Origin of the sequence: Streptomyces sp. S465 (assembly GCF_026898115.1) — a bacterium.
Lineage (GTDB): Bacteria > Actinomycetota > Actinomycetes > Streptomycetales > Streptomycetaceae > Streptomyces > Streptomyces luomodiensis.
Genome location: NZ_CP114036.1, coordinates 5,977,023 through 5,989,963, shown reverse-complemented (window position 1 = coordinate 5,989,963; position 12,941 = coordinate 5,977,023). Strand labels below are relative to the sequence as shown.

Here is a 12,941-nt window from a genome sequence, read left to right as displayed (position 1 = left end):
CGCTGGTGGAGCCTGGGTACGGGTGATCAGGGTTCGTGCTTTCCGACGCGTCGGGAGGGCGGCCGGGGCGGGCGGGGGACGCTCCCGCCCGCCCCGGGATGTCGGGTGATCCGGGGTCAGCCCAGGACGGCGAGGGCGTCGATCTCGACGAGCAGACCGGCGGGAAGGCCGACGTAGACCGTCGTACGGGCGGCCGGGGCCTCCTTGAGATCGGCGAAGAACTCGTTGTAGATCTCGTTGAACTCGGCGAAGTGGCTGGTGTCGGTGAGGTAGACGCGCACCATCACCGCGTCCTCCCAGCTCGCGCCGCCCTCCTCCAGCACGGCCTGCACATTGCGCAGGGTCTGCAGGGTCTGCTCGCGCAGGGTCGGGCCGACGGGGGCGGGGGCCTGGCCCGGGACCGCGGGGCCGAACCCGACCTGACCGGCGACCTGGAGGATGTTCCCCTTCTTCACGCCGTGGGAGAACTTGGCGGGCGGCGTGGTGTGCGTGGCCGGGGTGATCGCGGTCTTCTGGAGCTTCTCGCTCATGAGGAGGTTTCCTCGGCTCTCTTCTCGGGTGTTCCGTGCGATGGGTCGTGCGGTGTGGGGGTGCCCGGCGCCGTGATCGCGCCGTGCGGTGCGGGGGACACCGGGGCGTCGCCCGAGTATTCCCGGCTGATCTCCTCCGCCGTGCGGCGCACCAGCGGCAGCAGGGCGAGGAGTTCCTCGGCGCTGATGACGACGTTCGGCGCCGACACCGAGCAGGCGGCCACGACCCGTCCGTCCGCACCCCGGATCGGCGCCCCGACGCAGTTGATCGATTCCTCGTGGCCGCCCAGGTCGGTGGCCCAGCCCTGCTCGCGCACGGTCGCCAGCTCCTTGAGGAACGCGTCGGCGTTCGGCGTCGAACGGGGCGTGTACGCGGGGTAGGTGAGCCGTTCGGCCAGCGTCCGGCGCTCGGGCTCGGGCAGATCGGCCAGCAGCAGCTTGGCCACCGCGGCGACGGTGATGGCGACGGGCTTGCCGATCCGCGAGTACATCCGCACCGGGTAGCGGCTCTCCACCTTGTCGATGTAGAGCACCTCGTTCTCCTCGTACACCGCGAGATGGACGGTGTGCCCGCAGCGTTCGTTGAGCGCCACCAGATGGGGGTGGGCGATCTCGCGTACGTCGAGGTTCTCCACCGCCTCCTGCGCGAGCGCGAAGAGCCGGGCACCGAGGCGGTAGCGCTGGTCCCGCTGACGGTAGACCATGCCGTGCTCGTGCAGGGTGCGCAGCAGCCGCAGCGCGGTCGACTTGTGCACCCCCAGCCGGGCGGCGACCTGCTCCAGGTTGGCCGGCCCCTCCGCCAGCAACGGCAGGATGCTCAGCGCTCGGTCGACGGTCTGGCTCATGGGTCGGATACCTCCACCGCTGCGGTCTCGGCCCACTTTTCGGCGGGACTCGGCAGATCCGTCCAGCCGGGGCCGAATCGCAGTGTGCCCCACTCCGTGGCATCGAGTGCCACCAGGTGGTCGGCGTGCTCACGGGACGGCGGGGTGCCCAGGTCGCCGGGGACGGTGAGGACGGCGGCGGCCATGAGGTGGCCGTGGCGCAGCCGTTCGGCGACGGGCAGCCCGCGCAGGGTGCCGGAGAGGAAGCCGGCGGCGAAGGCGTCGCCCGCGCCGACGGGGACGACGACGTCGACACGCGGGGCGGGTTCGAAGGTCACGGCGTCGGTGCCGTCCGGGCGGCGGGCGTAGGCGGTGGCCCCGGCGCTGCCCTGCTTGACGACCAGGGTGTGCGGTTCGGGCAGCGCGGCCCGGATCGCCTCCGGGCCGCGCACTCCCCAGACCGCCTCGGCCTCGTCCTCGCCGACGAAGACGAGATCGCAGCCGCGGGCGAGGCCGAGCAGGACGGCGGGGGCCTGCTCGGCGCCGGGATCCGCGGCCGCGCGTTCGCCCGTGGTCGCGAGTGCGCCCGCGTTCTCGGTCCGGGTCGCGGGCCCGGTCACGGCCCCGGTCGCGGGCCCGGTCACGGTCGCGGGCCCGGTCGCGGCCCCGGTCCCGGTCCCGGTCAGGGTCCCGGTCAGGGTCCCGGTCGCGGCCCCACTCCCGGTCCCACTCACGGTCTTGTTCTCACTCGCGCCGGCGTCCGCGGTCCGCCACAGCGAGACCCGGTAGTTGAGGTCGAAGGAGACGAGGGGGCGGCCGGGGGCGCGGGTGGTCAGCTCGCGCATCAGCGCGCGGCAGTCGCCGGAGAGGGCCGGGGTGATACCGGTCAGGTGGAGCACCCGGCCGGACCATGCCCACTCCCGGGGGATGAGCGCCGGGGACATGGCCGCGGCGGCCGATCCGGCCCGGTAGTAGAGCACCTCGGCGAGCGGTTCCACGGGGTCGGCCTCGTCCACCGGCTCCGCCGGCTCCACCGGCTCGGAACCGACGGCGCGCTCGCCCGCCGTACGGAAGTAGATGCCGGTGGGACGGTACGGATCGCGCTGGACGTACGTCGTGTCCACGCCGGTGGCCGCGATCTCCCGCACGAGGTGCTCGCCGAAGCCGTCCGCGCCCACCCGGCTGATCCAGCGCGCGCGGTGCCCGGCGCGGGCGAGTCCGCAGGCGACATTGGACTCGGCACCGCCGATGCCCCGGGCGAAGGAGGGGACGTCCGCCAGCCGGCCCGCGCGGGACGGCAGGAAGGTCACCATCGACTCGCCCAGACAGACGACATCGACGGCCTCGACTGCCTCGACGCTGGAGAGAGGGGGCACGGTCGGTCTCGCTCCTCGGGGACGAACGGCTGGGGTGAACCACGCACCGTTGACCCGGTGCTGGGCGGGATGTTAGACAGCGCTAAGCGTTATACGCAATGAGCGTTGCAGAGATTGCAACACGGAATCGTATGGAGGCGCCTCCATGGCCACCGACCACAGCGCCCCGGCCGTCGCCGCCCTCGCGCGGGAGCGCGTCGACCACCGCTTCAAGGGACTGCCGCCGGACGCCGAGGGACGCACGGTCGGCGAACTCGCCGCCGAGCGGCGCTCCCTGTTCACCGGCGGCTTCACCACACCCGTCCTGGCGCTGTCGGCCGAGGCCCTGGAGCACAATCTGCTCGCGATGGAGCGCTACTCCGCCGCCCATGGGCTCGCCTTCGCCCCGCACGGCAAAACCTCCCTGGCCCCCCAGCTCTTCGAACGCCAGCTCGATCACGGGGCCTGGGGCATCACCGCGGCCGTCCCCACCCAGGTGCGGATCTACCGGGCCTTCGGCATCCAGCGGATCTTCCTCGCCAACGAGGTCGTCGACGCCGCCGCCCTGCGCTGGCTCGCGGCCGAACTCGACGCCGACCCCGGTTTCCGCTTCATCGCCTACGTCGACTCGGTGCGCGGCGTCGAGCTGATGGACACGGCGCTGCGGGAGGCGGGGGCACGGCGGCCGGTCGACGTGGTGGTCGAGCTGGGCGCGGGCGAGGGCGCGCGCACGGGGGTCCGTACGGAGGCGGAGTGCGCGGCGGTCGCCGACGCGGTCGCGGCCACCGGGACCCTGCGGCTGGTCGGCGTCGCCGGCTACGAGGGCGAGGTGCCGGGGGCGGACGGCGAGCGGGTACGGGCATGGCTGCGCCGGCTCACCGCGCTGGCCGCCGATTTCGACGCGGCGGGCCGCTTCGCGGGGCTGGGCGCGCAGGACGAGATCGTGGTGAGCGCGGGCGGCAGCGCGTGGTTCGACGCGGTGGCGGACGTCTTCGCGGAGCTGCCCCCGCTGTCCCGGCCGGTTTGCAAGCTGCTGCGCTCGGGGGCGTACGTCTCCCACGACGACGGTCACTACCGGCACATCACCCCGTTCAACCGCGTCCCGGAGGAGGGCGAGCTGCACCCGGCCTTCCGCCTGTGGGCCCAGGTCGTCTCCCGCCCCGAACCCGGCCAGGCGTTCCTCAACGCGGGCAAGCGGGACGCGGCGTACGACCTCGACCTGCCCGCACCTCAGCTCATCCGCTCCGCCCGCGACGGCTCGACCCGCCCCGCCACGGGCCTGACCATCACGGCCCTCTCCGACCAGCACGCCTGGGTCACCGTCGCGGACGGCACGGAGCTGGAGGTCGGCGACTGGGTGGGCCTGGGGCTCTCGCATCCGTGCACCAGCTTCGACAAGTGGCAGCTGATTCCGGTGGCGGAGGCGGACGGCACGGTCACGGACTACATCCGCACCTTCTTCTGACCGCCTCCGCCGTGTGGGCCCCGCTCCGGACTCCCGGTGCGGGCTCCCGGACCCCGGCGCCCCGCACCCCGAGGCAAAGCCCCCACCCGGCGCCGCCACCTGGCGACCACCCCGGACCACCTCTGGCCCCCGCCCCGTCCCACCCGCCCCGGCAGCCGGGCATCCAGCCCGGCGGCCAGGCATCCAGCCCGACTGTCGGGCTCCGGCCCGGCAGTCGGACCCCAGCCCAGCAGTCGGGTTCCGCCCCGGCAGTGGGACTCCGGCCCCGGCTGTCAGGCTCCGGCTCAGCAGTCGCTCGACCGACCGGCATTCGAGCTCCAGCCCCGGCAGCCGGGCATCCAGCCCGACTGTCGGGCTCCAGTCCGGCAGTCGCCCGACCCGACCCGGCGGTCGGGCGGTGATGGAGGGCTCGGGGCGCGCGCCTCGGGTAGCCCTCCCCTATCCCCCGACATCCCCGACCGCCCCCGGTGAAAGGGCGGGTGGGCGGGGAAAACAGTGCGCCCAAGGCGCGTTGCGCGGACCGATACGCACAGACACAGAAGGACGTACCCATATGGACCTGGTCATCCGCGGTGCGCAGGTCGTCGACGGCACCGGCCGAGCCCGCTACCGGGCGGACGTCGGCGTGGACGTCGGCGAGGACGGCGGGCGGATCGTCGGCATCGTGCCGGAGGGGGGCGGGCCGCGCCCCGCAGGCAAACGCGTCCTGGACGCGGACGGCCTCGTCCTCTCGCCCGGTTTCATCGACATGCACGCGCACAGCGACCTCGCGCTGCTCCGCGATCCCGACCACTCCGCGAAGGCCGCCCAGGGCGTCACCCTCGAGGTCATCGGCCAGGACGGTCTGTCCTACGCCCCCGTCGACGACCGCACCCTCGCCCAGATCCGTACCGCCATCACCGGCTGGAACGGCGACGGCTCGGACATCGACTTCACCTGGCGCACCGTCGGCGAGTTCCTGGACCGTCTCGACCACGGCTTCGACGGCCAGGGCATCGCGGTCAACGCCGCGTACCTCGTCCCCCAGGGCACCGTACGGATGCTCGCGGTCGGCTGGGCGGACCGCGACGCCACCCCCGCCGAGCTGGAGACGATGAAGCGGCTGGTGGCCGAGGGGCTGGAACAGGGGGCCGTCGGCCTCTCCTCCGGCCTCACCTACACCCCGGGGATGTACGCCTCCGACGCCGAACTCACCGAGCTGTGCCGGGTCGTGGCCGCGTACGACGGCTACTACTGCCCGCACCACCGCTCCTACGGCGCGGGCGCCCTGCGCGCGTACGAGGAGATGGTGACCCTCACCCGCGAGGCGGGCTGCGCCCTGCATCTCGCCCACGCCACCATGAACTTCGGCCTCAACAAGGGCCGCGCCCCCGAGCTGCTCGCCCTCCTGGACGCCGCGCTCGCCGAGGGCGCCGACATCACGCTCGACACCTATCCCTATCTCCCCGGCTGCACCACGCTCGCCGCGATGCTGCCGAGCTGGGCGGCCGAAGGCGGTCCCGAGGCGACCCTCGCGCGGCTGCGGGACGAGACGACGGCCGAGCGGATCCGGCGGGTCATGGAGGAGGAGGGCGCGGACGGCTGCCACGGGGTGCCGATGGAGTGGGACACCATCGAGATCTCCGGGGTGAGCACCCCGGCCCTGAGCGGCTACGTCGGCAAGACCGTCGCCGCGAGCGCCCGTGAGCGGGGCGAGGCCCCCTGGGTCACCGCGCGCCGCCTCCTCCTGGACGACCACCTCGGCTCGACGATCCTTCAGCACGTCGGGCACGAGGAGAACGTCCAGGCCATCATGCAGCACCCGGTCCACACCGGCGGCAGCGACGGCATCCTGCACGGCGCCAAGCCCCACCCCCGGGCGTACGGCACCTTCCCCCACTACCTGGGCCGCTACGTCCGCGAGCTGGGCGTCCTCTCCCTGGAGGAGTGCGTGGCCCACCTCACCGCCCGCCCCGCGGCCCGGCTCCGCCTCCCCGACCGCGGCCGGATCCGCGAGGGCTACCGCGCCGACCTGGTCCTCTTCGACCCGGACACGGTCGCCGCGGGCTCGACGTTCGACTCCCCCCGCACCCTGCCGACGGGGATTCCGCACGTCCTGATCGACGGCCGCTTCGTCATCGAGGACGGGCGGCGGACGGACGTCCTGGCGGGGCGCGCGATCCGCCGCGCCTGAGGGTGAGCCCGGACCTGAACGTGAACCCGGACCCGGGCAGCCTCCGTCGTCACGCCTCGCCGAGTCCCACCCGCAGCGTCCGTATGCGGCTCCGCCGCGCGGCGGGGGCTCCGCGTCTGAACCCCGGGACCGGGGACAGAAGCCCCGGTGTCAGGGAGGGGAGCAGCCCACCGCGGGCGGCACGAGCCTCGGGCACCTCCTAGGCCGCGCCCTCGGTCGGGAGTTCCGCCGGGTACGGCTCGTCGAAGTCGGCCGAGCGGCTGACCTTCTCCCAGGCGGTCGCCTCGGCGAGCTGGCGCCGGGAGTAGTCCCGCGCCATGGTCGCCGCGTTCACGCCCAGCAGGAGATGGCTCGGCACCTCGCCGCGGTGGACCGTCCGCACGATGATCTCGGCGGCGCGCCGAGGGTCCCCGGCCGCCCCGGCCGTGCTCTGCCGCACCCGCCGATTCATCTCCCCGACGGTCGCGTCATAGGCGTCGGGGATCGGGTGGACCGTCATGGAGGAACCGGCCCAGTCGGTGGCGAAGCCGCTCGGCTCGACGACCATGACGCGCACCCCCAGCGGCGCGGTCTCCGCGGCGAGGACCCGGCTGAAGCCGTCCACCGCGAACTTGGCCGCCTGGTAGGAGGCGATGCCCGGCGAGCCGCCGACCCGCCCGCCGATCGACGAAATCTGCACGACGGTGCCGGCGCCCTGCTGCCGCAGGACGGGGAGGGCGGCCTTCGTGACGTGGTAGACGCCCCAGAAGTTCGTCTCGAACTGGGCGCGGAAGTCCTCGTCGTCCGAGGTCTCGATGGGCGACACATTCGCGTATCCCGCGTTGTTCACGAGCACGTCGATGCGCCCGAAGCGGGCGCGCGCCGCCTCGACGGCCTCGCGCGCCGCCTCGGGCCGGGTGACGTCCAGCGCGAGGGGATGGACGCGGTCGCCGTACTCCCCGAACTCCTCCGCGAGCGCCTCGGGGCGGCGGGCGGTGGCCACGACGCGGTCACCGACCCCGAGGGCGGCGGTGGCCAGGGCGCGGCCGAGACCGCGCGACGAACCAGTGATGAACCAGACCTGCGAATCCATGACCTGTGACCTCATATCGTTAGTACAACACCGTTCTCTTATTTACGCAACACCGTTCCGTTAAGGGCTCCTATGATGTCCGGCATGACGACGCCTGCCTTCCAACGTGCGCGCAGTGCCCAGGCCAAGCAGGCGAGGGAAGAGGCGATCCTGGACGCGGCCCGTGCCCTCGCCCGCGAGCGCGGGGTTCGGGACGTCACCCTCACCGACATCGCCGGGGCCGTGGGGATGCACAAGTCGGCCCTGCTGCGCTACTTCGAGACGCGGGAGCAGATCTTCCTCAGGCTCACCGCGGAGGGCTGGCGGCAGTGGTCCGCCGAGCTGCGCGGTGATCTCGAACGCCGGACGCACGCCACGGGCCCGGAGGTCGCCGAGGTCGTCGCCGCCACGCTGGCCGCCCGGCCGATGTTCTGCGACCTGCTGGCCCAGGCACCCATGAACCTCGAACGCAATGTGTCGATCGACTCGGTGCGCGACTTCAAACTGGTGACGTTCGAGGAGATCGAGCTGATCGGCGACGAGCTGCGGCGGCTGCTCGGACTGGCCGAGCTCCAGACCGTCGACCTCGTCGCCACGGCGACCAGCCTGGCCGGGGCCCTGTGGCAGATGGCCAGCCCCGGCCCGCGCCTACGGGAGCTCTACGAGACCGACCCCCGCCTCGGCCACGCCATCGTCGAGGTGGAACCCCGGCTGCGCCGCGTCCTCACCGCGTTCCTCACCGGCCTCGACGCGGGGTCCTCGGCGACGGCCCCGAACAACGCCTAGCGCCATCCGGGGACGCGCACCCCCGCCTCAGCCCCGCAGCTCCGCGTCCACGGAACGCCGCAGGTGCCGCCGGGCGTCCGCCACGCTCAGCGTCGGCACCTGCCGCAGGCGGCGCAGGGCGAGGCCGTCCGCCAGCGCCGAGAACCGCAGGGTGAAGTCGGCCGGGTCGTCGCAGCGGAAGTCGCCCTCGTCCCGGCCCCGTTCCACCAGGGCCTGGACCTCCGCGTACCAGGTCTCGTACCGCTCGGCCTGGCCCCGGGCGAACGTCTGGTCCCGCTCGCCCGCGTTCCATGCAAGGAGGAGAGCATCAGCTTGCCGATGCCGGGGGAGTTGAAGACCCCGGGTACGCGGTGACCCAGCCGGGCCCGGCAGCGGTGAAGGAGGCGAGCCGGAACGGGCCGGTGCCGATGCCGGTCCGGCCGATGGAGCGGGCGCTGCCCGCCGGGACGACATAGCAGTGGTAGTGCGTGAGCAGGCTGGGGAACTCGGCCCTTCCCGTTCGTCTGCCGTGTGCCTTCAGCGCTTGCCCGTTCGGGGATTATTCGTTCAGCCGAACGATTGGGCAAGGTGCGTGAACGATAGCCAGACCCCCCGTTCGGGCCAACCCTTGTTCGCGGAAACCACCGGCGGAAACCGACTCGTTACCCGAGCGCGCAGCCCGGCCCGGGGGCGGCGCACAGACCCCGTCCCGGGGGCGGGGCGGAGCACGGGACCACACCCCGCGCCCCACCCAGGGGCGGCGCGCGGGGGCGCGCGGCCCGCCGCCCGGCGCTCCCGCACACCGTCCACGTGGCGAAAAACACCGAGCGGCTTCCGATACACCGCCGTAAGGTGGCCGACATGCAGGTGATCCAGTCCACGAAGCTCGCCAACGTCTGCTACGAAATCCGTGGCCCGGTGCTCGAGGAGGCGATGCGGCTGGAGGCGGCAGGACACCGCATCCTCAAGCTGAACACCGGAAATCCGGCCACTTTCGGCTTCGAGTGCCCGCCGGAGATCCTCGAGGACATGCTCCGCAACCTCGGCGACGCCCACGGCTACGGCGACGCCAAGGGTCTGCTGTCCGCGCGGCGCGCGGTGATGCAGCACTACCAGACCCAGGGCATCGATCTCGACGTCGAGGACGTCTTCCTCGGCAACGGCGTCTCCGAGCTGATCCAGATGGCGATGCAGGGGCTGCTCGACGACGGTGACGAGGTCCTCGTCCCCGCCCCCGACTATCCGCTGTGGACCGCCGCGGTCTCACTCGCCGGCGGCACCGCCGTCCACTACCGCTGCGACGAGCAGTCGGACTGGCTGCCGGACCTCGCCGACATCGAGCGCAAGGTCACCGACCGCACCAAGGCGCTCGTCATCATCAACCCCAACAACCCCACGGGCGCCGTCTACGGCGAGGAGACGCTGCGCGGCCTCACCGACATCGCCCGCCGCCATCAGCTGATCGTCTGCTCGGACGAGATCTACGACAAGATCCTCTACGACGGGGCCACCCACACCCCGACCGCCGTGGTCGCCCCCGATCTGCTGACGCTCACCTTCAACGGGCTGTCCAAGGCGTACCGGGTGGCGGGCTACCGCAGCGGCTGGCTGGCGGTCTGCGGCCCCAAGGCGCACGCGGCCAGCTATCTGGAGGGGCTGACGATCCTGGCCAATATGCGGCTGTGTGCCAACATGCCGGCCCAGCACGCGGTGGCCGCGGCGCTCGGCGGCCGTCAGTCGATCAAGGACCTGGTGCTCCCCGGCGGCCGGCTGCTCGAGCAGCGCGACACGGCGTACGACCTGCTGACCCAGATCCCGGGCGTGACCTGCGTGAAGCCCAAGGGCGCGCTGTACGCCTTCCCCAAGCTCGACCCCAAGGTCTACAAGATCAAGGACGACCGGCAGATGGTCCTGGACCTGCTGCGGGCCGAGAAGATCATGATCGTGCACGGTACGGGGTTCAACTGGCCGGAGCCGGACCACTTCCGCATCGTCACCCTGCCCGCCAAGAAGGACCTGGCCGACGCGGTGACCAGAATCGGGAACTTCCTGGACGGATACGGCCAGCCCTGATCTTCCTAGTCTTTTAGCTACAGCTCAACTTTAGACAGCGTCTAAGTTAGGATGGTCTCCTGAGAATGCTTTGGAGGCCATCCATGTACGAGCCGATCCGCACGAAGTCGGTCCACACCATGGCCGCGCCCGAGCCCGACCTTCCGCACCGCTCCCGCGAGGAAGAGCTGCAGATCCGGCTCGCCGGACATCTGACCGCGCTGCTGACCGTGACCGATGAGCTGCGCGCCCTCGCTCCGGACTCCGGTCTCGACGACGCCGCGCAGCGGCTCACCGACCAGGTCGCACGGCTCCGCGACGGCCACGCCCCGTTCCGGGCCGCCCCCTCGGTGACCAGCGCCGATCCGACCCGGATCGCCGCCCTCCACCAGCGCGCCCACACCCTGGCTGGCTGGGCGCTGGTCGTGGCCACGTCACGGGAGGACGCGGCGGGCGCCGACCTGGCCGCCGAGCGCCTGGCGGCGCATGCGACGGCACTGGGACTCGCGGCCTGAGCGGGTCTCCGGGGCCCGCGTCCGAGCGTCCGAACAGACCCGCACAGGTCCGGGGCCCGCGCCTGAGCGCGGGCCCCGGACCACGGCACGGGCCGTTCCGGCTCAGCCCAGGCGCTCCACCAGCGCGTGGTACTCGTCCCACATCTCCTTGGGCGTGTGCTCACCGAAGGTGCCCAGGTGGTCGGGGACCAGCCCGGCCTCCTCGCGCCAGACGTCCTTGTCGACCGTGAGCAGCAGGTCGAGCGAGGCGTCGTCGAGGTCCAGACCGTCGGTGTCCAGCGCCTCGCGCGTCGGCAGCACCCCGATCGGGGTCTCCACGCCGTCGGCCTTGCCGTCCAGGCGGTCGACGATCCACTTCAGCACCCGGCTGTTCTCGCCGAAGCCCGGCCACACGAACCGCCCGTCGGCGTCCTTGCGGAACCAGTTGACGTAGTAGATCTTCGGCAGCTTGGCGGCGTCGGCCTGCTTGCCGACCTCCACCCAGTGGCCCATGTAGTCGCCCATGTTGTAGCCGCAGAACGGCAGCATGGCGAACGGGTCGCGGCGCAGCTCGCCGACCTTGCCCTCGGCCGCGGCGGTCTTCTCGCTCGCCACGTTGGCGCCGAGGAAGACCCCGTGCTGCCAGTCGAAGGACTCGGTGACCAGCGGAACCGCGCTGGCCCGGCGGCCACCGAAGAGGATCGCCGAGATCGGCACGCCCTTGGGGTCCTCCCACTCGGGCGCGATGATCGGGCACTGGCCGGCCGGCACGGTGAAGCGGGCGTTGGGGTGGGCCGCGGGCGTCTCGCTCGCCGGGGTCCAGTCGTTGCCCTTCCAGTCGGTCAGATGGGCGGGCGGCTCCTCGGTCATGCCCTCCCACCACACATCGCCGTCGTCGGTGAGCGCGACGTTGGTGAAGACCGAGTTCCCCCACAGGGTCTTCATCGCGTTGGCGTTGGTGTGCTCACCGGTGCCGGGCGCGACGCCGAAGAAGCCCGCCTCGGGGTTGATCGCGTACAGCCTGCCGTCCTCGCCGAACCGCATCCACGCGATGTCGTCGCCGATCGTCTCGACCGTCCAGCCGGGGATGGTCGGCTCCAGCATCGCGAGGTTGGTCTTGCCACAGGCGCTCGGGAACGCCGCGGCCACGTACTTGGCTTCGCCCTCCCGTCGCCCGCCACCACCCTCGAACGAGGACCTTTGGTCCGCTGCCTTGTTGGGCGGCGGGGTGAGCTTGAGGATCAGCATGTGCTCGGCGAGCCAGCCCTCGTCGCGCGCCATCACGGACGCGATGCGCAGGGCGTAGCACTTCTTGCCGAGCAGGGCGTTGCCGCCGTAGCCGGAGCCGTACGACCAGATCTCCCGCGCCTCCGGGAAGTGCGAGATGTACTTGGTCGAGTTGCACGGCCAGGGCACGTCGGCCTGGCCCGGCTCCAGCGGGGCGCCGAGGGTGTGGACGGCCTTGACGAAGTCGCCGTCCGTACCGAGCTCTTCGAGCACGGCGCTGCCCATGCGGGTCATCGTGCGCATCGACACGGCGACGTACGCGGAGTCGGTGATCTCCACGCCGAGCGCGGACAGCGGCGAACCGAGCGGGCCCATGCAGAAGGGCACCACGTACATGGTCCGGCCGCGCATCGCCCCCCGGAAGAGCCCCTGTTCCCCGGAGAAGATCTCGCGCATCTCACCGGGGTCCTTCCAGTGGTTGGTCGGGCCCGCGTCCGCCTCCCGCTCGGAGCATATGAAGGTGCGGTCCTCGACGCGCGCCACATCGCTCGGATCGGAGGCGGCGTAGTACGAGTTGGGGCGCTTGATCGGGTCAAGGCGTTTGAAGGTGCCCTTCTCGACAAGCTCCGCGCACAGGCGGTCGTACTCCGCCTCCGAGCCATCGCACCACACCACTTCATCGGGCTGGGTGAGGGCGGCGATCTCGCCGACCCAGGAGACGAGCTCCTGGTGGTTCGTGGGGCTCGGGGTGGTGAGGGAGGAAGCCACATTGCTGGGCGCCACGATCGCTCCATCCCGCCGGAACCGCACAAGCTCCGGCGTCATCGATTGAGGGTTTGGACGGATATGTGCACTCATATCCGTTTATGGAGACAGCTACCCCTTGGGGGCTGCGACCCGGATGCTCAGCTCATCCGGTGCCGACCGCGCTCATTTGATCATCCGACGGTGTGGGCCATCTGTCCAGTGGGCGCCTTGGTGACCATCACCACTCGTATTGACCGG

11 protein-coding genes are annotated in these 12,941 nt (G+C 72.0%); 5 read left to right on the top strand and 6 right to left on the bottom strand.

Translation table 11 applies throughout. The features are described 5' to 3' along the window. Positions 1-116: 116 nt before the first annotated feature. From N6H00_RS25355 to N6H00_RS25345, 3 genes are read right to left on the bottom strand one after another with little or no spacing between them, the layout of a single operon-like run. The gene (locus N6H00_RS25355) at positions 117-530 is read right to left on the bottom strand and encodes a RidA family protein (protein WP_268974135.1); all 414 of its coding nucleotides are present in this window, start codon (positions 528-530) and stop codon (positions 117-119) included. Then, positions 527-1,375 carry an IclR family transcriptional regulator gene (locus tag N6H00_RS25350; protein WP_268974134.1) on the bottom strand — a complete coding sequence of 283 codons (849 nt, stop codon included), beginning with the start codon at positions 1,373-1,375 and terminating at the stop codon, positions 527-529. Before N6H00_RS25350 ends, N6H00_RS25355 begins: the two co-directional genes overlap by 4 nt. Then, a complete protein-coding gene (locus N6H00_RS25345) occupies positions 1,372-2,667 on the bottom strand; it encodes a sugar kinase (protein WP_443073240.1) in 1,296 nt (431 codons plus the stop codon). The genes N6H00_RS25350 and N6H00_RS25345 overlap by 4 nt, the downstream gene beginning before the upstream one ends. Before the next feature lie 208 nt (positions 2,668-2,875). On the opposite strand from N6H00_RS25345, the gene N6H00_RS25340 reads away from it, so the two are divergent. Continuing rightward, complete coding sequence (locus tag N6H00_RS25340) at positions 2,876-4,174, top strand: amino acid deaminase (protein ID WP_268974132.1); 1,299 nt, start codon at positions 2,876-2,878, stop codon at positions 4,172-4,174. A gap of 553 nt (positions 4,175-4,727) precedes the next feature. After that, positions 4,728-6,347: an N-acyl-D-amino-acid deacylase family protein gene (locus tag N6H00_RS25335; protein WP_268974131.1), complete on the top strand. Its 1,620-nt coding sequence runs from the start codon at positions 4,728-4,730 to the stop codon at positions 6,345-6,347. A 199-nt stretch (positions 6,348-6,546) separates the two neighbouring features. Here N6H00_RS25335 and N6H00_RS25330 read toward each other — a convergent pair whose 3' ends face one another. Further along, entirely contained in the window at positions 6,547-7,419 is an 873-nt protein-coding gene (locus N6H00_RS25330) for an SDR family NAD(P)-dependent oxidoreductase (protein ID WP_268974130.1), read from the bottom strand. 84 nt (positions 7,420-7,503) lie between these two features. Here N6H00_RS25330 and N6H00_RS25325 point away from each other — a divergent pair, with 84 nt between their 5' ends. After that, the gene (locus N6H00_RS25325) at positions 7,504-8,184 is read left to right on the top strand and encodes a TetR/AcrR family transcriptional regulator (RefSeq protein ID WP_268974129.1); all 681 of its coding nucleotides are present in this window, start codon (positions 7,504-7,506) and stop codon (positions 8,182-8,184) included. Between the two features lie 27 nt (positions 8,185-8,211). On the opposite strand, the gene N6H00_RS25320 is transcribed toward N6H00_RS25325, so the two are convergent. Continuing rightward, the gene (locus N6H00_RS25320; RefSeq protein ID WP_268974128.1) at positions 8,212-8,637 is read right to left on the bottom strand and encodes a TetR family transcriptional regulator C-terminal domain-containing protein; all 426 of its coding nucleotides are present in this window, start codon (positions 8,635-8,637) and stop codon (positions 8,212-8,214) included. A gap of 387 nt (positions 8,638-9,024) precedes the next feature. On the opposite strand from N6H00_RS25320, the gene N6H00_RS25315 reads away from it, so the two are divergent. Together N6H00_RS25315 and N6H00_RS25310 are read left to right on the top strand one after the other, a co-directional pair. Continuing rightward, positions 9,025-10,236, top strand: coding sequence for a pyridoxal phosphate-dependent aminotransferase (locus N6H00_RS25315; RefSeq protein WP_268974127.1), 1,212 nt, complete (start codon positions 9,025-9,027; stop codon positions 10,234-10,236). A gap of 83 nt (positions 10,237-10,319) precedes the next feature. Then, entirely contained in the window at positions 10,320-10,730 is a 411-nt protein-coding gene (locus N6H00_RS25310) for an SCO4983 family protein (RefSeq protein WP_268974126.1), read from the top strand. A gap of 102 nt (positions 10,731-10,832) precedes the next feature. Here N6H00_RS25310 and N6H00_RS25305 read toward each other — a convergent pair whose 3' ends face one another. After that, on the bottom strand, positions 10,833-12,719 hold the full coding sequence (locus N6H00_RS25305; protein WP_268974125.1) for a phosphoenolpyruvate carboxykinase (GTP): 1,887 nt from the start codon (positions 12,717-12,719) through the stop codon (positions 10,833-10,835). Between the last annotated feature and the right edge of the window lie 222 nt (positions 12,720-12,941).

What these genes read in the sequence shown, in the direction of transcription:
- N6H00_RS25355 (WP_268974135.1), bottom strand. Translation starts at nt 530, where the DNA reads ATGAGCGAGAAGCTCCAGAAGACCGCGATCACCCCGGCCACGCACACC.
- N6H00_RS25350 (WP_268974134.1), bottom strand. Translation starts at nt 1,375, where the DNA reads ATGAGCCAGACCGTCGACCGAGCGCTGAGCATCCTGCCGTTGCTGGCG.
- N6H00_RS25345 (WP_443073240.1), bottom strand. Translation starts at nt 2,667, where the DNA reads ATGGTGACCTTCCTGCCGTCCCGCGCGGGCCGGCTGGCGGACGTCCCC.
- N6H00_RS25340 (WP_268974132.1), top strand. Translation starts at nt 2,876, where the DNA reads ATGGCCACCGACCACAGCGCCCCGGCCGTCGCCGCCCTCGCGCGGGAG.
- N6H00_RS25335 (WP_268974131.1), top strand. Translation starts at nt 4,728, where the DNA reads ATGGACCTGGTCATCCGCGGTGCGCAGGTCGTCGACGGCACCGGCCGA.
- N6H00_RS25330 (WP_268974130.1), bottom strand. Translation starts at nt 7,419, where the DNA reads ATGGATTCGCAGGTCTGGTTCATCACTGGTTCGTCGCGCGGTCTCGGC.
- N6H00_RS25325 (WP_268974129.1), top strand. Translation starts at nt 7,504, where the DNA reads ATGACGACGCCTGCCTTCCAACGTGCGCGCAGTGCCCAGGCCAAGCAG.
- N6H00_RS25320 (WP_268974128.1), bottom strand. Translation starts at nt 8,637, where the DNA reads ATGTCGTCCCGGCGGGCAGCGCCCGCTCCATCGGCCGGACCGGCATCG.
- N6H00_RS25315 (WP_268974127.1), top strand. Translation starts at nt 9,025, where the DNA reads ATGCAGGTGATCCAGTCCACGAAGCTCGCCAACGTCTGCTACGAAATC.
- N6H00_RS25310 (WP_268974126.1), top strand. Translation starts at nt 10,320, where the DNA reads ATGTACGAGCCGATCCGCACGAAGTCGGTCCACACCATGGCCGCGCCC.